General features: G+C 62.9%; 15 protein-coding genes. All 15 read right to left on the bottom strand.

What is annotated here, in order from left to right:
* Positions 1-174: 174 nt before the first annotated feature.
* The gene (locus tag ACFPB1_RS14325) at positions 175-780 is read right to left on the bottom strand and encodes a hypothetical protein (protein WP_379226374.1); all 606 of its coding nucleotides are present in this window, start codon (positions 778-780) and stop codon (positions 175-177) included.
* An 18-nt stretch (positions 781-798) separates the two neighbouring features.
* A complete protein-coding gene (locus tag ACFPB1_RS14320) occupies positions 799-1,896 on the bottom strand; it encodes a hypothetical protein (RefSeq protein WP_379226372.1) in 1,098 nt (365 codons plus the stop codon).
* Positions 1,897-2,174: 278 nt separating this feature from the next.
* Positions 2,175-4,154, bottom strand: coding sequence for an FtsX-like permease family protein (locus tag ACFPB1_RS14315; protein ID WP_379226370.1), 1,980 nt, complete (start codon positions 4,152-4,154; stop codon positions 2,175-2,177).
* Positions 4,126-4,899 (bottom strand): ABC transporter ATP-binding protein, encoded by a 774-nt coding sequence (locus ACFPB1_RS14310; protein ID WP_379226368.1) that lies wholly within the window; start codon positions 4,897-4,899, stop codon positions 4,126-4,128. The genes ACFPB1_RS14315 and ACFPB1_RS14310 overlap by 29 nt, the downstream gene beginning before the upstream one ends.
* 81 nt (positions 4,900-4,980) lie before the next feature.
* Positions 4,981-5,973 (bottom strand): sensor histidine kinase, encoded by a 993-nt coding sequence (locus ACFPB1_RS14305; protein ID WP_379226366.1) that lies wholly within the window; start codon positions 5,971-5,973, stop codon positions 4,981-4,983.
* Positions 5,970-6,668: a response regulator transcription factor gene (locus ACFPB1_RS14300; protein ID WP_379226364.1), complete on the bottom strand. Its 699-nt coding sequence runs from the start codon at positions 6,666-6,668 to the stop codon at positions 5,970-5,972. Before ACFPB1_RS14300 ends, ACFPB1_RS14305 begins: the two co-directional genes overlap by 4 nt.
* Positions 6,669-6,688: 20 nt before the next feature.
* Positions 6,689-8,890 (bottom strand): serine racemase VanT catalytic subunit, encoded by a 2,202-nt coding sequence (gene vanT / locus ACFPB1_RS14295; protein WP_379226362.1) that lies wholly within the window; start codon positions 8,888-8,890, stop codon positions 6,689-6,691.
* Complete coding sequence (locus ACFPB1_RS14290) at positions 8,880-9,761, bottom strand: D-alanyl-D-alanine carboxypeptidase family protein (RefSeq protein WP_379226360.1); 882 nt, start codon at positions 9,759-9,761, stop codon at positions 8,880-8,882. Before ACFPB1_RS14290 ends, vanT begins: the two co-directional genes overlap by 11 nt.
* A gap of 90 nt (positions 9,762-9,851) precedes the next feature.
* The gene (locus tag ACFPB1_RS14285) at positions 9,852-10,940 is read right to left on the bottom strand and encodes a D-alanine--D-alanine ligase family protein (protein WP_379226358.1); all 1,089 of its coding nucleotides are present in this window, start codon (positions 10,938-10,940) and stop codon (positions 9,852-9,854) included.
* Between the two features lie 208 nt (positions 10,941-11,148).
* Complete coding sequence (locus ACFPB1_RS14280) at positions 11,149-11,778, bottom strand: FMN-dependent NADH-azoreductase (protein ID WP_379226356.1); 630 nt, start codon at positions 11,776-11,778, stop codon at positions 11,149-11,151.
* A 651-nt stretch (positions 11,779-12,429) separates the two neighbouring features.
* Positions 12,430-14,619 (bottom strand): hypothetical protein, encoded by a 2,190-nt coding sequence (locus ACFPB1_RS14275; protein ID WP_379226354.1) that lies wholly within the window; start codon positions 14,617-14,619, stop codon positions 12,430-12,432.
* Between the two features lie 102 nt (positions 14,620-14,721).
* A complete protein-coding gene (locus ACFPB1_RS14270; RefSeq protein ID WP_379226352.1) occupies positions 14,722-16,401 on the bottom strand; it encodes an ABC transporter substrate-binding protein in 1,680 nt (559 codons plus the stop codon).
* Positions 16,402-16,505: 104 nt separating this feature from the next.
* Complete coding sequence (locus tag ACFPB1_RS14265) at positions 16,506-17,402, bottom strand: carbohydrate ABC transporter permease (protein ID WP_379226350.1); 897 nt, start codon at positions 17,400-17,402, stop codon at positions 16,506-16,508.
* A gap of 24 nt (positions 17,403-17,426) precedes the next feature.
* Positions 17,427-18,344: an ABC transporter permease gene (locus ACFPB1_RS14260; RefSeq protein WP_379226348.1), complete on the bottom strand. Its 918-nt coding sequence runs from the start codon at positions 18,342-18,344 to the stop codon at positions 17,427-17,429.
* Between the two features lie 258 nt (positions 18,345-18,602).
* Complete coding sequence (locus tag ACFPB1_RS14255; RefSeq protein WP_379226346.1) at positions 18,603-19,769, bottom strand: GntR family transcriptional regulator; 1,167 nt, start codon at positions 19,767-19,769, stop codon at positions 18,603-18,605.
* Between the last annotated feature and the right edge of the window lie 313 nt (positions 19,770-20,082).

Below are 20,082 nucleotides of genomic sequence, written 5' to 3'. Positions count from 1 at the left end.
TGAGATCTGTGGCTGGAACATAAGCTTCATCCCTTTCACCGTTATACCTTAAGTATACAGAGAAAAAGGTACATCTCCCTTAAAATTAAGGAAAATGTACCCTTTTGGACTTTTTCAGTGGCCTCGGTTCGTCCCGGACGGACTTCTTTTTACGCTCCGCGCTTCGGCGCCGGTTTACGGCCCCGGCTTCCGCTCCCGCAGGAGCCTCGCGATCTCCTCGTCGATCACGTCGCCCCGTTCGCCCTGCCGCAGCTCCGCCAACGCCTCGGCGGCGAGCGCTTCGTCGTTCAGCCTGCGCAGCCGTGCCTCCTGCCCTTCCGGCGCCGCTGCCCGGCCGGCCTCCCATTCCGCCGACGCGGCGAGCGTGCGCAGCCTTAGCTTGTCGTGCTTCGCTCCGGCTTCCTCCACCGCTTGCTTGAACGCGGCGTAGCGGGCCTTCGTCCGTGCGACGTCGTCCGCCATGCCGCACACGGCCTCCTCCTGCGAGGCCGCCTGCCGCCGGCAGTCGAATTCGCGCTCCAGCGTCGCCCGGGCGGCAGTTTCATCGCCGCGCGCCGCCGCCTGCTCGGCCGCGGCGCGGTAGCCGTCGGCCTGCCGTTCCAGCCCAGACAGCCGCTCCTTCGCAGTCAGCAGCCCGGATTCCAGCTTCCCGACCGCGACGGCGAATTCGCGCAGCTTCTCGCCCGCGGCTTCCATGTAGGCCTCGAATGACGGCTCCTCGCGGCCGCCGGCGCCATTACCGGATGCCAGCCAGCCTTTGATCCGCTTGATCCATCCCATCCTGCCGCCTCCGCCGAATTAATCTTCGCAGTATTTGCGCTCGTCCGCCGGCTGGAACGATTTCTGCGTAATGAACCGGCCCGGCTCGCCGTCATCGCCGTACTCGAACACGAATACGTGGCCGCGCGGAATCTGATGGCCGAGCACGCGGACGTACGGCGCGTTCACCCGGTACACCGACGGGAACGGACAGCAGTACCAGTAGGAATCCTCCTTGATCATGCCCTGCGCGAGCAGCTCCTCGACCGTCGTCTCGTACTCCCGCTCGACTGGCGTCTCGACGAACAGCTCCCAATGCTCGGTCAGGTCCTCGATCGCCTGCGCGCGTTCGCCGGAACGGTTGATGTCGCGGATCGCGAGCTCCGAGGTCACCTTCCAAATATCATCCGAGTCGAGCTTGCACGTCTTAAACGCCGAATGAGAACGGTTCGCGCGGGCGGGAAGCCGCTTCAACAGCTCGGGGTCCTTCAGCCCTTGCGCGATCAGAATGAAGTTGGACAGCGCGATCCAGTACTGCTCCTCCGCCTCCTCGTGCGATTCGGGCGATACGCGGCGGCCGTTCGAGATCGTGCCGACGATGGAATCGCCGGCCTGGCGGCGCGTGCGCGCTTCCTCGAACAGCAGGATCGCTTCCTTGAAGCGCTCGCCTTCGTTCCGGGCGAGGTCGACGTCAAGCCGCAGCAGCTCCTCCATGTCGCCCGCGGCCCGCCGCAGTCCGGCCAAATGCGCTTCCGGACAAGGCTTCGGCCCTTCGATCTGCCCCCCGAGCGTCACCGGCAGCGGAGTCCGCGCCGAATGAGCGAAAGCCGCTTCCTGCCGTGCCGCGACCATAATATCCGGGAGCGCGCCGTACCATGCGTCCGCCTGATCGTGCGTGACGATCGGCACCGGCTTCGGCTCGTCGCCGTCCAAGGCGTCCCCGATCAGCGCGTCCGCCATCGTCCGCAGGCTTCGCGCCGCCTGCACGTACGCTTGCGCCCGCGGCGAGCCGCTGCCGGCCAGCTCGGCGTGCAGCGCGTATACCTGCTCGCCCAATCGTTTGTACGCTTCCAAATGCTCGATCGGGCAGATCTTCTGTCCCGTGATGCCTTCGCGCAGCCAATCCATCAATCCCATCGTCCTTAACCTCCAAGTTACGCAAGTTAAAAAAATGTACGCGCCGAGCGCCGACATGTTTCACATTTTATGTAATCAAACGATGCAACCCTCTAAGCATACCATACGATCGGCCGACCGGCCCGAAAAAAGCACGGCGGTGCCGCTGCGCCTGCCAACCTCGCCACGCGCCGCGCTCCAGCCGTCCTCGCGGCGCGGCCGGACACGCCAAAACCCCCCGGCCAAAACGGACCGGGGGATGCGATTGAAGCCGCGCCTGACGCGGCAAACGCCGGCGCTCAGCGCGTCAAGCCGGGCTCGGCGAGCCTGCGCTGCAGATGCTCGACCGCCCGCCAGCGGGCAACCAGGAAATAGACGAGCTGGATGGCCGCGAACGACGCGAAGATGGCGAGCGAGTGCGCGACGACGGAATAATCGACGAGCAGCTGCAAGGCGAAGAACGCGACCGAGCTGTGCACGAGCGCCATCAACAGCGGCACGAAGAACATAACGAACAGCTGCCGCGTCACGATCCGGCTCAGCTCCTTGCCGCTCAAGCCGACCTTGGCGATCATGCCGTACTGCCGCTCGTTGCGGTCCATGTCCGCGTACAGCCGGAAATAGATCGTGCTCGCCGCGAACGTGAAGAATACGATGCCGACGAGGCCGCTGACGATGAACAGCATGCCGTTCTCCTGCTTGGACGAGACCCACTCGAGCGCGAGCGAGCGCAAGTAGTCGTTGCCGCTTCCGTCGTTGTTGATCCGGTCGACGAGCCCCTTCGACAGGGCGACGGTCTTCTGCCAGTCCGGGACGACGAAGAGATACGTCCGGGAGAGTGACGTCTTATCGGTCACGCCTTTCAGCAAGCGGTCGTACAGGCCGTCCGTCACGACCAGCGTGCCGGCATAGCCGATGTCCGGCAGGACGATGCGCGGCACGTACCTGACGATTTGCGCGTCCGCCTTGAGGCTGCCAACGGCCAGCTCGGCAGGAGCCGCATTCGCGCCGGTCCCGTTCTCGTCGACGCCCGCCGGATTGCCGGATTGCTCCCAGTCTTCCTTCTGCCACAAATAGGACGGCGTCAGGAAAGCTTCGCCATCGCCGCCCAGCGCTTCGGCCGGATAGCCGAGATCGGCGGCAAGCTGATTGTATTCGCTTAATTTCACCAGCGAATACGAGGTATCGGTCTGGAGCGGCAATACTGAATGCACGGTATACGAATGGCCGGCCTTCCGCAGCGTCTGTCCGATCTCCGCGACCTTGGCCGGTTCCTTGGCGTTATCCTCGGAATAGGCCGTATAGCTGTACGCGTACGGATTGTACATCGCCGCGAGCCCCGGGTCGCCGAGCGCCAGCGTCGTGCCGATGCCGGTGAACGCGACCGCCGAGACGACCGCTACGATGAAGAACGTCGCCGCGTTGTCCCGCATCCGGTACGTCAATTCCGACAGCGTCAGCATGTTCGTCCGGCGGAAGAACAGCTTCTTCCCCCGCAGCGCCCGAAGCGCGTACACGCTCGTCTGGGTGAACAGGAAGTACGTGCCGGCGATCGACAGCACGACGCCGGCGAGCAGCTGCTGGAACGAGAAGTGGCGGTTGATCGCAAAATCAAGCACGACGCCGTACCCCGCGGCGAGCAGCAGCACCGCGAGCGCCGACAGCCACGGCGAGGCCGCCGGCTCGGGCTTCGGCTTATCCTCGGCCAGGATCAGCTCCGCGACCCGCTCCTTGCCGGCCATGACGGACGTCAACGACGCGATCATAAGGAACAGCACCCCGTACGCGACGACCGTCAGCAGGACCGCTTTCAGCGGCACATAGAAGCGCAGGCCGTCCTCGATGGCCAGCAGCTGCGCGCTCGCGAGCAGGATCAGCTTGGCGAAGATCAGCCCGATGCCGATGCCGAACGCGAGCGCGGCGAGGCCGATCCAGGCATTCTCGACGAAGAGCATCCGGTTCAGCTGCCGCCGCGACATGCCGAGCAGGATGAGAATGCCGAATTCCTTCTTGCGCAGCTTCAGGAACGCCCCGACCGAATAGAGCAGGAAGAAGAACGAGAAGACGAAAATAATGACCTCCGACACCTGCATGCCGATCGTGCCGAGACGGCTGAGCGTGCCGCTCGACGAGACCAGCTCGCCTTTCAGGTCGGGGTGGAACAACAGCAGCGCGTAGGTGAAGAAGATCATGACCGAGAACGCGCTGCTGAGGAAATGCGCCATATAGATTCGCTTGTTGCGCAGGACGTTAAGAATGGCGAACCGGCGAAAATTCATGCTCTGTCCCTCCCATCATCGACAGCAGGTCGATGATCCGCTGATAGAACGCGGCGCGGCTGTCCCCGCAGTGAATCTCGTTGTACAGGCGGCCGTCCTTGATGAAGACGACGCGATGGCAGTAGCTGGCCGCGGCGGGATCGTGCGTGACGAGCAGCATGGTCGTGCGGTCCGCTTCGTTGCGCTTCTCCAGAATCTCCATGACGTCGCGCGCGGCCCGCGAATCCAGGTTGCCCGTCGGCTCGTCCGCAAGCACCAGCTTGGGCCGGTGAACGAGCGCCCGCGCAATCGCCGTCCGCTGGGCCTGCCCGCCGGAGATTTCATACGTGCGCTTGCCCAGGATAGTCGCGATGCCGAGCTTCTCCGCGATTTCCTCGGCGCGCCGGTTCATCTCTTCGAGCGGCACGCCGTCGAGTACGAGCGGCAGCAGAATGTTTTCTTTGACGGTCAGCGTCTGCAGCAGATTGTAGGCTTGAAAGACGAAGCCGAGCTCCCGGCGCCGGAACAGCGCCAGCTGGTCGTACGTGAGCCGGTACGGGTCCTGGCCGGCGATCCTAACTTCGCCCGACGTCGGCTTGTCGATCGTCGACACCAGGTTGAGCAGCGTCGTTTTCCCGCTGCCGGACGGGCCCATGATGCCGAGGAATTCGCCCTCGGCCACCGTCAGGTCGATATCCGTCAGCGCCTCGTACGAGACGGCACCCGTGTAGATTTTGCCGAGATTGCGAACGGTAAGCATATCCATCACTAATCCCCCTTGATTCTTCGATGCTCCCAGTGTACCCACTGGAGCGCCGCGATCCTATTGATCATCCTTTCAGCAAGCTTACAGCGTTGTAAGCCGGCTGCCGAACAAGATGCGCACCGCGGTGCCGGCGCCGACCTCCGATTCCAGCTCGAGCCGCAGCTCCAGCTTCTTGGCGACTTCGCTCGCCAAATACAGGCCCATGCCCGTCGATTCCTTGAACGTCCGGCCGTTCTCGCCGGTGTAGAACGGCTGGAACACCCGTTTGAGGTCGGCCTTCGGTATGCCGACGCCGCGGTCGCGGATCTCGAGCACCGGCGCGCCGTCCCGCTCGAACGCCGACACGGTGACGGTCCGGCCGCTGCCCGACGAATATTTGATGGCGTTGGATAACAGCTGCAGCACAATGAACCGAAGCCATTTGGCGTCGGTTTGCACGGCGAAGCGTTCGTCGACGTTCACCTCGGGATAGACGTGGCTGCGGATGAACAGGCGCTTGTATTCGTGCACGGCCTCTTTCGCCGTCTGCCGCAGGGACACCGTCTCCACGCCGAAATCCTGCTCGAACGTCTCGAGGCGCGCCGAATACAGCATCATTTCGATGCCGTGCCGCATCCGGTCGCCTTCCTCCGAAATGCTTCGCAGGCGCTCGTCCTCTTCGTTCTGCGTGATCATCTCGATCACGGAGAGCGGCGTCTTCATCTGGTGCGCCCATTGGTTGACGAAGGTCAGATGCTCCCGCTGCTTGCGCTCCCAGGCTTGGATTTCGTTCCGGTAGTGGCTGTACTGGGCATCCAGCAGACGGCCGAGCGCCGAAGGCAGGGGCGCCGTCTCCCGGCGGACGACGGATTGGCCGAGCGAGCCGAGCCGGTCCGTCAGCCGGGCGTAGAAGCCGCGATGCGTGAAGTAGCGGATGAGCAAGTAGCAGCTGAGCAGCACCGCGCTCAGAAACACCGCATAGAACGCCGTCGACAGCCGCGTGAAGCCATCTAACCGGTAGACGAGCACCACGACGGCCCACTGGAGCGCCGACCAGAACAAGAGCGGCAAATGCTCGCGCGCGAACAGCTTCATCGCGGACCCTCTTCCGCCCATACCGGGGTCAAGCGGTAGCCCGACCCCCGGACCGTCTCCAGCGCCTGCTCGATGCCGAGCTCGGCCAGCCGCTTGCGGATGCGCGTGATGTTCACGCTGAGCGTATTGTCGTCCACGAACGCATCGTCCCATAGCTTGTCCAGAATCGTCTCCCGGCTCACGACGCGGGGACTGCGCTCGAGCAGCGTCTCGATCAGCACCGTTTCCTTCTTGCTCAGGGCGACGGAACGGCCGTTCAGGTGAAGCTCCATCCGCTCTGGGTACAGCAGCAGGCCGGCATGGCTGACGACCCGCTCCTTGGCGGCCAAGTCGCCGTATGCCCGCCGGAGCTGGTTGCGGATCTTCGCCATGACGATCTCATAATGAAACGGCTTCGTCATGTAATCGTCGGCGCCGTTCTCGAGCGCCATCAGCTGGTCCATCTTGCCGCTCCGGGCCGAGATGACGATGATCGGACAGCTGGATACCGCCCGGATTTGGCGGCACCAATAATAGCCGTCGAAGCTGGGCAAATTGATGTCGAGCAGCACCATATGGGGCTCGAGCGCCCGGAACCGGTCCAGCACCCCGTCGAAATCGTCGACGATGATGCCGTTGTAGCCGTATTTGCGGATATGGGCCTGCAGCATCGCGGCAATCTTGTCGTCATCCTCGACGATCATGATGTCGTACATGTTTCCTTGCTCCCTCCTTGTTACCGCAGCGCGTGCAGCCCGGCGAGCGCCTTCCGCGCGGGACGGCGGCCGGCTTCGGGAACGAACCGTTTGGCCGCCCGCATGCCGAGCGCGCAGACGATCTCGTTCGTGATCGTGCCGGTCCGCGCCGCCATCTCGCCCGCGGTGATCCGCCCCTCGCCGTCCTCCCCGATGATCGTCGCCGTATCGCCCTGGCGGACGCCCGGAATGCCGCTCACGTCGACGGTCAGCTGATCCATGCAGATGCGGCCGACGATGGGCGCCCGCCGCCCTCGGATCAGCACGCTGCCGCCCCGTTCGGACAGCTCGCGCGGAATGCCGTCCGCGTAGCCGATCGCGACCGTCGCGATCATCGTGTCGGATTCCGCCGTGAAGCTCCGGCCGTAACCGACCGACTCTCCCGCCTTGACGGGATGTACCCGCGAGACGCTCGCCTTGAGCGCAAGCACGGGCCGCAGGTCGAGCTTGGTCCGGGTTGCGTCGTTCTCCGACGACAGCAGTCCGTAGAGCGCGATGCCTGGACGCGCCAGGTCCATCTCGAGGTCGGGGAAATTCAGGATGCCGTAGCTGCTCTGCAGGTGCAGCCGGCCCGGATCGAGGCCCGCCCCCCAGACGAGGGCGACGGCCCGGCGGAAGCGGTCGATCTGCAGGCGGCTGAACGCGACATCGGACGGATCGAGGCTGTCGGCTTCGGCGAAGTGGCTGTACGTCCCCGTCACCTCCAGCCGGTCGTGCCGGTACATCGAGAGGATCTCGTCGTCGCGGTCGCTCTGCTCGCCGAGCCGGTTCATCCCGGTGTCGATTTTGACATGCACCTTGAACCGGCCGCCGTGCGCCTGCAGCCGCCGCGCGTCGTCGGCATGAATGACCGTCTGCGTCAGCTTCCAGCGGATCAGCTCCGGCAGCCGCTCGGTCGGCGTGTAGCCGAGCACGAGAATGTCGCCCTTCACGCCGGCCTTCCGCAGTTCGACCGCCTCGCCGATCTCCGCGACCGCGAATTGGCGGACGCCCCCGCGGTACAGCCGCTTGGCGACGCTGACCGCGCCGTGTCCGTATGCGTTGGCCTTCACGACCGCCATGAGGCTCGTCCCGTCCGGGAGCGCCTCCCGCAGCACCCGCGCGTTATGGTCCAGACGCGCCAGATCGATCTCCACCCACGCCCGCTGCCCGCCGGGCTTCGGCGAAGCTTGTGGTAACGCGAGTATAGCAAGCGCGGCGGCGATCAGCAACGTCAGCACGGTCACGGCGGCGAAGAATACAAAGCTGTTGCCGACCACGACCGTTTGCGCGCCGGCGAGCTTGGCGGCGCCGCGGACCGCAATGATGACGAGCGGATGGAGCAGGTACGCCGCGGTGCTCATGTAGCGAAGCCGGCGGCGCGAACGGCTGCCGCGCAGTGTCAGCAGGCGGAACAGCGCGTAATCGGCCGGCACGAGCGCGATATACATATCCTCGTGCAGCGGCAGCCTCAGCTTGTGCAGCACGGTGCCTTCGATCAGCAGCAGCGCGACCGATGCCGCGAACAGGCCGCCGTACCAGCGCGCGGAACGGCTGCCGCCGCCGTCGCCCGCCCGGTTGCCGGCGTACGCGCCGAGCGCGATGAACAACGGAGCGAAGAACAGGCCGTTGCGCGTCTGGCCGAAGATGTCGAACAGCTGCGCGTAGAACCCCGACAGCGCGCCGGCCTTCGCGGACAAGCCGTAGTAGCTGTCGCCGAACAAGCCGACGGCGTACAAGGCGCCCGCCAGCAGCAGGATCGTGCGGTCCCGCAGCCGAAGCCGCAGCGCATGCACGATCGCGGTGCCGAGCAAGAGCGCGGGCAAGTACCAGAGGTGATAAAACGTACCGCCGAAGAAAAGGTCCCGCAGCAGCAAGCCGAACGTCATGCCCGGTCCGAAGTGCCCGGTATACAGATTCACCGGCAAGTAAAGCAGCAGGCCGAGCGCGTACAGACCGCCGACCCGCCATAGGAACCGCTTGACCGGCGGCTTGTTCCGCGTCCCGTCCTTCGCGGGGCGGAAGAAGAAGAAACCGGAGGCCATGAAGAAGAACGGCACGGTCAGATGCGATATGATGCCCGTCAGGGCGTAGTCGGCTTCCCGGTTCCACGAGGTGAGCGGTCCCGTATGGTTGGCGATGACGAATACGGCGGCGATGAGCTTGACGAGGTCGACGCGGCCGAAGCTGCGCTCAGCGGCCATGGCGCTTCGCCCCCTTGCCGTAGAAGGCCGTCACGATGAAGCCGTCCTCATTATTGCCGGATATGTCCCAATCCGCCGCGCCGGCGGCGGGTACCGGGACGGACGACAGGCCGTTCGAGGCCGGCACGTAATACGATTCGATCAGCCAGCCGGCGTCCTCGACGATCAAATGCTTGCGACCGAACGCGTAGGACTTCATGAACGCGGTATATTCCTCGAGGCACAGATTCTCGCGCGTCATGACGGCCGCATGCGGGCGGCCGACGTAGCGATAATGCCACGGCTCGCAGGCAATGCCCGTCAGCGCCGTCTTGTCTTCCGCGTACCGTTGGACGAAGCCGTACGCCGGCGCCAGCCGCTTGAACGACGCAACCTCGTCCGCGTCCTCCGAGAACGACGGCGCGATGTAATCGAGCCCGCCGTCCGCGAGACCGACGTCGACGGCCAGCCCGGTCTGGTGCTCGCTCGCGCCGGGCAGCGCGACGTAGCGCTCGGTATAGGCCGGGCCGCGCTCTTGCAGCGTGTCCATGTAGATCGCCCGCTGCTTCTCCTTCGAGCGGTAGCCGCTGACGACGGCGATCCGATCCCGGCCGCCGCTGCCGTCCAGCAGCGCCGTCAGCTGCGCGAGGCAGGCTTCGTCCAGCGCGGCGTCGGGCTCTTGGCTCCCCGCTTCCCGCAGCAGGCTGCCGGCCACCGGCGCGAGCCGCGTCTCGAACGTCCGCACGGGATGCGCGGCGTTGACCAGCACCAGCTTGCCGCTGCCGACCCGCTCCTCGCCCAGGTAGACCGTCCGGTACGCGCCAGCGAGCGGGGCGCCGCCGCGGAGCGACCAGGCTTGTTTTTCTATAGGTTCTCTCGTTCTCGGGATCATATGCGACTTCTCCTCGCTTCCGGTTGGTTGTCTTAAGCTAAGTGTATGCGGGCCGTGCCGAAGTTCCTATCGGTTCGCCTTTCAGCTTCCTTACAGCGCCGTAAGGCGGGCTTGGACGGCTGGGCGGCCGCGCAGCGCCTCCGCGACGAGCCGGTCGAGCAGATCCGGGAAGTCGAGCCCGGCGGCCCGCATCATGTTCGGATAACGGCTCGCGGGCGTGAAGCCGGGAATCGTGTTCACTTCGTTGAAGTAGAGCGTGCCGTCCGACGCGAGGAACAGATCGACGCGCGCGTAACCGCTGCAGCCGAGCGCCCGGTAGATGCGCAGCGCCGTCTCGCGGGCCTCTGCCGTCTTGGCCTCCCCGATGCGCGCCGGCAGATGGATGGCCGACGTGCGCAGCGAGTATTTCTCGTCGTGGTCAAAGAAGCCGCCCGCAAGCTCGATCTCGTCGAGCTCGCCCGCGAAGAACTCCGTCCCGCCGAGCACCGCGCAGCCGATCTCGACGCCGTCGACATGCGTCTCCACGACGAGCTTGTCGTCGTGGCGCAGCGCCTCGGCGATGCCGGCTTCCAGCTCCGCCGGGCCGTGCGCTTTGGTGATGCCGATCGACGAGCCGGATCTGGCGGGCTTGACGTAGACCGGATAGGCGAGCCTTTCCAGCCCGCCGCGGTCGCCAGCCGCCCACTGCGCGGCGGTCAGCGTCACCGCGGGCGGGACGCGAACGCCGGCCGCTTCGACGAGCGTCTTCGCGACCGCCTTGTCCATGCAGACAGCGGACGACAGCGAGCCACAGCCCACGAACGGCAGGTCCGCGAGCTCGAGCAGCCCCTGCAGCGTCCCGTCTTCCCCGTTCCGGCCGTGCAGCACGGGGAAGACCGCGTCGAGCGGCGTGAAGCGGTATTCCGTCCCGGCCAGCTCGAATAGGCCCTGCCGCGACCGGTCCGGCGACAGGAAGGCCGGCGCGCATCCGGGATGCGCCGCCCAGCGGTCGTCCCGGATGTCGTCTTCGCCGCCGAAGTAGCGCAGCCAGCGGCCGTCCCGCGTAATGCCGATCAGAATCAAGTCGTATTTGGAACGGTCCAGCCCCCGGATGACGGCGGCCGCCGACGACAGCGATACCGAATATTCCGTCGACGCGCCGCCGAACAGGACGCCCAGCGCGATTTTATCGTTCATCATGATCTCTCCTCGCTTTGAATCGATGTCGTGAAGCCTGCTTCGTTTTCCTTTACGAGTGTAGCCGCTCCCCTTCGATTCACCTATTGATTCGGCTTTCAGCAACCTTACAAGCTTGAAAGGCGCGCACGACAAAAAGGGCAAGAGAGAACGCGTCTCTCTTGCCCCACATGGATGGCCGGATTGATTCCGGACTGAAGATTGGGATGGATTAGAACGATTTTGCAAGCTCTTGCGCTTTGGCAATGGCTTTCGCTTTGGACTCTTCGGCGTTCGCAAGCGCCATGCCTTCGACGAACAGCGGCTCGAAGGAAGGAATGCCGAAGAACGCCGAGATTTTCTTCAGGTAGCTGAAGCCGCTCTCCATGCCGGCAGCAGGACCTTCGGAGTATACGCCACCGCTTGCTTGGATGTGCAGGCCTTTTTTGTCGGTCAGCAGGCCGACCGGACCTTCGGACGTGTATTTGAACGTTTTGCCGGCTACGGCGACGGAGTCGACGTAAGCTTTCAGCACCGGAGGGAACGAGAAGTTCCACATTGGCGAGACGAATACGTATTTGTCAGCAGCGACGAATTGGTCGACGAGCTGGCCCAGGCGGGCGACTTTCGCTTTCTCGGCGTCGGACAGCTGATCGAATGCCGTGCCGGATTGCAGCTTGCCCCAGCCTGCGAAGACGTCGGCGTCGATTTGCGGGATGTCCGCTTGGAACAGGTCGAGGTGAAGCACTTCGTCGGACGGATGCGCTTCGCGGTAAGCCTCGATGAACGCTTTGCCTACGGCCATAGAAGCGGAAACGCTGTGATCATGCGGGTGTGCGGTAATGTAAAGTACAGTTGCCATTATTTGTTTACATCCTTTCGTGTTGGTTTAATTTTAAGACTTTTTTATTATCATGCATTTTGCCGGAGTTGGGAAGAAGGCACATTAAAGTGCTCAGGTATCCGCCATGTAACCACCAGAATTTCCCACGCTCCACGATTTCAGCGCCTGGTATGCAATCGCCTATGAACGCAACAAAAAACGGACGCCCCGCCATCGGCGGGTTGTCCGTCCCCTTCGTATCACTCTCACGCCTCGATCGTCCGCGGCTAGTCCGCGCATTCCTCCAACGGCAAGCAGCCGAGGCTTCCTGCCCGAGCGAAGCTAGTTGTCTGCGTGCCGGCCGGGATAAGTGCCGGGAGCTCAGGTCGATCGCAATCTGCTTCTCGTGGCGCTGCTGGATGCCGCGCGCCCCGCTGATCCGATAGCCGCTCGCAGCGAGGCGCGCATCGATGGCACGCATTGTTACCACTATGCCCGTTTCTGTCTTGGTTTAAAAGCCGCCGCGTCGGGCCGAGCCGGAACATTCGGCAGCCAGCCAGCGCGCACGCCCGGGCTCCTCCGCATCGTCTCGCTCGCGGGACCGATTACGCGGGGCGAAACGCCGAAGAAGCAGCCGGTTCCCCGGCCGCTTCTCCTCGTGCTATTAGAGCCGCGGTTCGATCCCGCGGTCTACCATTCGATCGCGATCGCCGCGCCTTCCGGCCGTCCCGGATGGCGGACGAGCAGCGTGCCCGACGCCGGATCGTGCGCGAACTCGGCGTCCGCGCCGTCCGCCGTGACGCGCGACGGCGCCGCGCCGCAGCGGATGCGCGTGCTGACGGTCATGTTCGCCGGCGACTCCGAGACGAAGGCGAAGCGCCCCGGCTCGCGCCGCTCGTCCCGGATGCGGGACGCGCTGATCAGGATGGCCGGCTCGCCGGCTGCCGCGGCGTCCCCGTCCCATTCGAGGTCGTACAGCAGGCAGTTCTCGCCCGGCCGCAGCTCAACCCGTTCGAGGACCGGCAGCTCCGCCTCGAACAGATCGACGAACCGGCCGCGGAGCGTCAGTCCGCCGTCCGCTTCCGTCTCGTCCATCGCCTGCGCGGCCACGTACGGTCCGCGCTGAGTGCGGAGCACGCCGCTTTCGAAGTAGTCCTTCGCCTCGCCCCGGAGGGCAAGCGCCTTGCGGACGGTGTTCGCCACGAGCTCCGCGCCTTTGCCGGACTTGGAGAGCGCCGCGGGGTTGACGCGCACGAAGATCACCGCGCCGTCGCCGACGGCATGCTCGCCTTCCTCCGGATTGCGGCCGAGGCCCAGCGATTCGAACAGATGCTGCTCGGGCCGGTCGTACGTGCGGCTGCCCGCGCCGCGGTTCCACCACTCCTGCACGCCGTGGAACGGATCGCTGCCGTCGCCGGCGTAGATCAGCACGCCGCCCTCGCGCACCCATTGTCCGAGTGCCTGGTGAATGCCGGGATGCTCCGGCTTCATAAACTCGTAGCTGAGCAGCAGCACGCGGTATCCTTCCAGGTAACCCGGGAATGTCAGGACATTGTCCAGCTGCACCGGCCGCAGCGGAATGCCCCGCTTCACGAGCGGCAGCGCCAGGCCGTAGAACGCCGACCAGTCGAGCAGGTCGCGCTGCTCCGCCGTCAGCTCGCCATTCGCGCCGGTGCCGTCGTACTTGAAGGCCGCGCGTTCGCTGCCTTCGCCGAGCACGTCGCCGCGCTGGTACATCGCAGAATTGGCCAGCAGCAGGCCGATGCCGCGCGTATATTCGGCAGCGCCCGTTTCCTCTTCGTGGTTGTGCATGTCCCGCAGCACGCCCATGACGGTCAGCAGCACCGTCGCGTAGTCGCCCGGGATCCCTTCCTTATCCGTGCCGTCCGGGGTCGGGTACTTCCCTTCGAAGACGCGGCGCGGCCACGGACAGACCTCGTACTGGCTCACGCCGGGATGCAGCAGCGAGGCGACGACGGTCTGCCGGTAGTTGAACTTATAGTCGCTCCACGTGTAACGGGGATTGTCCTCGATCGGATCGTGAAGGAACCACATCTCCCGGCCCGTGCCGCGGGTCAGCTCCTGCATGACGCCGTATTCCAGGTACGCCGTCTCGAACGTGCGCTCCCGGCGCACGCCGCGGTAGACGTTCGCCGTCCGCGCCGTGCCGGTCCAGATCTGCGCGATGAAGCCGTCGCAGGCCGGCATGGAGACGAGCAGCGCCTCCGGGCTGACGATCCGCCACTGCGTGTAGTTGATCAGGCTGTGCGTCGGCACGTAGAACCGGGCGGTCCGGCCGTGGGTGACGAGCGCGTACTCCTTCATCTGGCTGCAGATCCGGTCGAGCGCCCGGTAATACATCGCCGCCTTCAGCTTGGACGCGCGGTACTGCGCGTCCGGCGAGCTATGCGGCGGGATCCAGTCCTCGCCGTAGTAGTTGAGCCATTCGCGCTTGAACGCGTCCTCGTAGCCGGACTGCGCCCAGAACTCCGGCTCCTCCATGTGGATCGCCTCGACCCCGCAATCGATCGCTTTCTTGATATGCGTCGCCAAATATTCCGCGAACGAGATCGTCGGCACCATGTACGGCACGTCCTTGCCGTGCAGCATATGCGAACCGTCGCGAATCTTCTGTGCCTCGTCCCAATGGTCCCGGCCGTCGAACCGGCTGTACAGGTAATCCTGGTATTGGCCCCAGGATACGCCCGTCATCAAGTGAATCGTATAGCCCGCTTTTTTCCAGCCTGCGATGCGTTCCGGCAGATCGTCGCCGATTCCGTACACCATGACGAAATCCGTGCGTAAATCATAGTTCGGCCCGTACGGGCGGGATTCCTGAAACCCGGTCCATTCGGGATTTGCCTTCGTTTTGCGGCTCACGGCGAATACGCCTCCTTAATAGAGCCGGCCGGCTAGCGCCGGCCGGGATTCATGGAATGTGGGATGCCGTTCGGGAACGGCCGGCCGTTTGCGATACGGTACTTAGTTCGCCATTTGCAGCTTGACGACTTCTTTGCCTTTCAAGTTTTCGTTGACGTACTTCATTGCGTCCGCGTAACCCGATTTGTTCATTTGTTCGCGCAGCTCGTTCAGCACCTTGAGCGCGGCGGCGTCGGACTTCGTGAAGATCGCCTGCTGCCATACGTCGCTGATTTGGTCCATCGCCGGCTTGAGCGTTTCGTATTGCGGCGATTTCGCCAGCACGTCGCCCGGGTTGTAAGCGGAGATGACGCTGATGCCGTTCGGGCGGAGGATTTTGCGCGCGTTGTCCATGGCCGCTTTGCGGTCCTGGTCGGCCCAGATGTCGCCGCCGAGCGTGACGGTGCGGTCCAGACCCGTCATCGACTCGAAGCCGATGCCGAAGCCTGCGTTCTTCTTCACTTTGCCCGTCGTGTCGGCGTAGAACTTGTCGAACACGTCCTGCTTGGCGACCGGCTTGCCGTCGACCATGTCGTAATCGACGCCTTCGATGCCGTAGTGGACAAGCTTGAAGCCTTCGTCGGAAGCCAGGAAGTCGAGCAGTTTGAGCGAAGCTTCGACGTTCTTGTTCTTCTTCGTGATGACCGTGACGTTGTTGCCTTGGATGGCGAGGTCGGCCGGACGGTCAGCCTCGGCCCCGGCGCGCTCCAGCGGGCCGACCGGCACGTAGTCGCTGCCCGGATGCGCCTTCACGTAGTCCTTGGACGCGTCGAGGATGGCCGGATAGTGCGCGGCCAGCACGGCGATGCGGCCCTGCTTGATTTTCTCGTTCGCGATCGGGTCGGTCTGCGTGAACGCCTCGGGATCGAGCAGCCCTTCCGAGATCAGCTTGCGGTAGTAGAGCGTGTAATCCTCGTACTGCTTTGTCATGAACGTATGCTCCAGCGTGCCGTCGCCTTTGTCGGCGTAATCCGATCCGTAGAACATCGAGCTGCCGATCGTGACGGCCCAGCCGGCGTGGAAGCCGCCGAGCGGGATGACCGGCAGGCCGCTTTCCTGCAGGTTCGCGTCCTTGATTTTCTTCAGGAAGTTGTACAGATCGTCCTTCGTCTTCACCGACTGCGGATCGACGCCGATCTTGGCGGCGATGTCCTTGCGAACGTAGAAGCCGTACAGCCAATCGAGCGCATCCTGGTCGCTTGCCGGCTGGTTCTGGTAGAGCAAATATTTTTTATCGCCGAAGGCGCCGATCGCTTTGTCGTACAGGGCCGGCGGCACGTTCTCCTTGGCGATCTCTTTCGCGAGGTTCGGGTATTTGTCCAGGTACGGCGCCAGGTCGACCAGCTGATCTTCCTTCGCGGCCTTCACGATGCCGTCCAGCTCGCCGCCCCATGCCGGGCCGGTGTAGATGTCGGGCAGATCCTGGGTCGCGAAGATCGTATTGACTTTCTCGACCTCGCTGCCCTTCGTATAGTCGAACTGCACGGTAACCCCGGTCTTTTCTTTGATCTTCTCGGCGATCGGCGTCATGTCGACGTCGCCCGCGGAAGAGCCGTTCCAGTTGTGCAGGATTTTCACCGTGACGGGTTTGTTGCCGTTATCGCCGTTCGCCGCCGCATCGCCGCCGTTGCCCGTATTGCCGGCATCGCCTCCGTTGCCGTTGCCGCCGCAGCCCGCCAGCAGGCTGCCGAGCAGCGTCAATGCCAGTGCCGAGGACATGACCGTCCCCTTCTTTTTCCACATGCGAACCCCTCCAATTATAATGATGAATGATATATGATAAAGTTTCTCGCGAAACGTTTATCCGATGGTGCGCCTTGCCTGGAACCGCTTCGTTCTCGAACGCCTCAGCCTTTGACGGAACCGATCATCGCGCCTTTGACGAAGAAGCGCTGCAGGAACGGATACACGCAGAGGATCGGGAAGACCGCGATGACGAGCAGCGCCATGCGCAGCGATTCCGGCGTCGAGCCCGACACGTTGACGTTGATCGTCTGGCCGCCGTTCTGGGCCGCTTGCTGCATCGAATTCGACAGCGCTTCGGCTTCCGTCAGCATTTGCTGCAGCAGCGTCTGTACAGGAATGAGATCCTTGTTCGACACGTAGTAGGCACCGGTGAACCAGTCGTTCCAATGCGCGACCCCGACGAAGAGCCCGATCGTCGCGAGCACCGGCCCCGAGAGCGGCAGGATGATGCGGGCGAAGATTTGGAAGTCGCCGTAGCCGTCGATGCGGGCCGATTCCTCGAGCTCCTCAGGGATGCCCTGCAGGAACGTCCGGATAATGACGATGTGCATGAAGCTGAACAGCGACGGAATGACATACACCCAGAACGTATTGATGAGGTGCAGCTTCTGCAGCGTGATGAAGTACGGAATGAAGCCCGCGCTGAAGATCGTCGGCAGGAAGATGTAGAACGTGAAGAACGTCCGGCCGGGCAGCGATTTCTTCGACAGCGCGTACGCCATCAGCGTGCACAGGAACACCGAGAGGAACGTCCCGAGCAGCGTCCGGGCCAAGGTGATTTTGTAGGCGGCCCAAATTTTCGGGTTATCGAACACCTGTCCATAGTTGTCGAACGTGAATTTGCGGGGGAAGAAGTAGAGCGCCCCCATCATGGAGTCCTTCCCGTCGTTCAATGAGTAGACCAGGATGTAAATGAACGGATACACCATGGAAAATCCGAGAATGGCGAGAATAATGTAGTTGATAAGATCGAATGGCGAGAAATGCCGTTTCTTCATGTCCGGTTCGCTCCTTCCTGCTCGTTAGAAAAGGGATACGTCGCTCACTTTGCGGGCAATCTTGTTGACCGTCAAAATCAAGATGAGCGCGATGACGCTTTGGAACAGCCCGACCGCGGCCGCGTAGCTGAGCCGGCCTTCGCTGATGCCCGCGTTGATGACGTGCACGTCGAGCACGCTTCCGATCGCGGCGGTCGCCGGTCCGTTCAGCAGGAGCAGCTGCTCGTAGCCGGCGCTCATCAGGCTGCCGGTGGCGAGAATGAACAGAATGACGGCGATGTTGCGGATGCCCGGCATGGTGATGTGCCAGATCTGCTTGAAGCGGCCGGCGCCGTCGATCTTCGCGGCTTCGTACAGCTGCGGGTCGATGCCCGCGATCGCCGCGATGTAGATGATGGAGTTCCAGCCGATGTTCTTCCAGACGTCGGAGCCGAGGATCATTTGGTAGAACCAGTTCGTGTTGTTCATGAATTGAATCGGGTCGTGCACCAAGCCGAGCGCCTCGAGCGCGTTGTTGACCGGGCCGCCGTATTGGGCGAACAGCCGCTGGATCAGCGTCACGACGACGACCCAGGAGACGAAATACGGCAGGTACGAAAGCGTTTGCACAGTTTTCTTGAACTTAATGTTGCGAACCTCGTTCAGCAGAATCGCGAGGATGATCGGCATCACGAAGCCGATGCACAGCTTCATCGCGCTGATGAGAATCGTGTTGCGGATCAGCCTGTTCGATTGGTAGTAGTCGAAGAATTGGTGGAAGTATTTCAAGCCCGCCCACGGGCTTCCGGTAAAACCGCCGGAAAACTGGAAATCCCGGAACGCGACTTGTATGCCGTACAGCGGCACGTAAGAAAACAGGAAAAACCAGACGATACCCGGCAGCATGAACAGATAGAAGAGCTTGTGCCGCCAAATGCGTTTCCAAAGCAAGGATCCAGTCATGTCTTTGTCCCCTTTCAACTAAATAACCTCGTCTTGCCCGATGCCCGCCGAGCGCGGCATCCATATCCTTCCTCATCTCACCTATAATATATATTAAATATTATATATATTCAATATGTTTTTATTAATTTCCCAGCGGTAATTTTTGTTAGTGCCATCGGAAAACGCGTCAGACGGCCGAGGACCACAGCACGAAACGCAAAAAAACCGGCTTCCGGGGAAGCCGGAAGCCGGTTGGCGGCAAGATGGAGCGGCGATTTACGCCTGACGGGGCGGGCCGGACGTTTGGCGCACGACCAGCTCGGGTTCGATGAGCGTCTTCATGTATTTGAAGCCCCGGCCGCTGCCCCGTTCGATGATTTGCAGCAGCATCTCCGCCGCGCGGCAGCCCATGTCCTGCTCGAACTGCTTGACGTGCGTGAAGAGGCTGAAGTCCTCCACCACCGAGGTCGGGTCGTCGAAGCTGACGATGGACACATCGCCCGGCACGCTCAGGCCGGCCTGGCGCGCCATCCGGTAGATTTCCACGCCGAGCTTGCCGTTCAGCGTGATGTACGCCGTCGCCATGCGGTTGCGGATGTAGCGGTACAGCGGATGGCTCTCGGTCCCGTCCCCGGCGTCCATGCTGAAATCCGTGATCATGTGGGCGGGATTGATCAGCGCCCCTTTGTTCTTCAGCGCGTTCATGTAGCCTTCGATCCGTTCCTGCACCGTGATCGTCTGCAGCGGGGAATCGGAGCAGATCGCGATCTCGCGGTGGCCGAGCTCCCACAGATGGTCCACGGCGAGCCCCGCGCCCATCCGGCCGTCCGAGGCGATGTAGTTCGTCTCCACGCCGGGCAGGAAGCGGTCGATCAGGACGAACGGGAAGCCGGAAAATTTCATCGCGAGAATCTCGTCGTTATAACGCTCTTCGTCCACCGGGAAGATCAGCAGTCCCTCCACCCCGATGTCCTTGAGCGTCTTGATCGCCTCGATCTCTTGCCGCAGCTCGCCGCCGGAGAGGAGAATGACGCAACGGAACCCCCGCTCCTCCAGCGTTTTGCGAATGCCTTCGACGAGACGGATGGCGAAAAAGTCGTAAATCGACGGCATGACGAGGCCAATGACGCCTTGACGCTTGCCCGTCTCCCCCCTGTCGAGCGCGCCGTGGCCGAACGCCGCGGATGTCCCGTGCGCGTCTCCCGCGGCGTCCTTGACCTTGCCGCTGACGAAGCTGCCGCGGCCCGGCACGCGCGAAATGACCTTCTCGTTCGCAAGTCCCGACAGCGCGTTCACAACCGTAATCTTGCTGACGTTGAAGCGTTCCATCAGTTCTTTCTCCGTCGGAATGCGGTCGCCTTCCTTCAGCCCCGCCGACTCGATCAAGTCGCGGATGTAATCCTGGATTTTCTGGTATAACGGCACTCGGTCGGCTGTACTCATTCCATATCACCAATCTTCGGTATCATATTAGTATATATAATATATTTTTGCTTGCAGGTGCGCAAGAGTGATTCTTTGCGCCCACTCGCCTTTTTTACAGGATCCTTCTACACCTTTCGACCCAAGCGTACTCAGGCTATGAGAGGAATTTGTAAGAACTTTTGTCGAAAGTATTGTAAATACATATATAATATATTAAATATAAATTGATTCAACACGTAAAACCATCTTGGGCTCAAGCGAAGTGTCTTCCGGAGGTGAAGGAGCAGGAGGAGCCGGCAAACGGGGCTGACGGACGAAGCCCTCCGGCTTG

It is taken from the genome of Paenibacillus sp. GCM10023250, assembly GCF_042653205.1.
Classification (GTDB): domain Bacteria; phylum Bacillota; class Bacilli; order Paenibacillales; family Paenibacillaceae; genus Paenibacillus_Z.
This window is presented reverse-complemented; position numbering and strand designations above follow the sequence as displayed.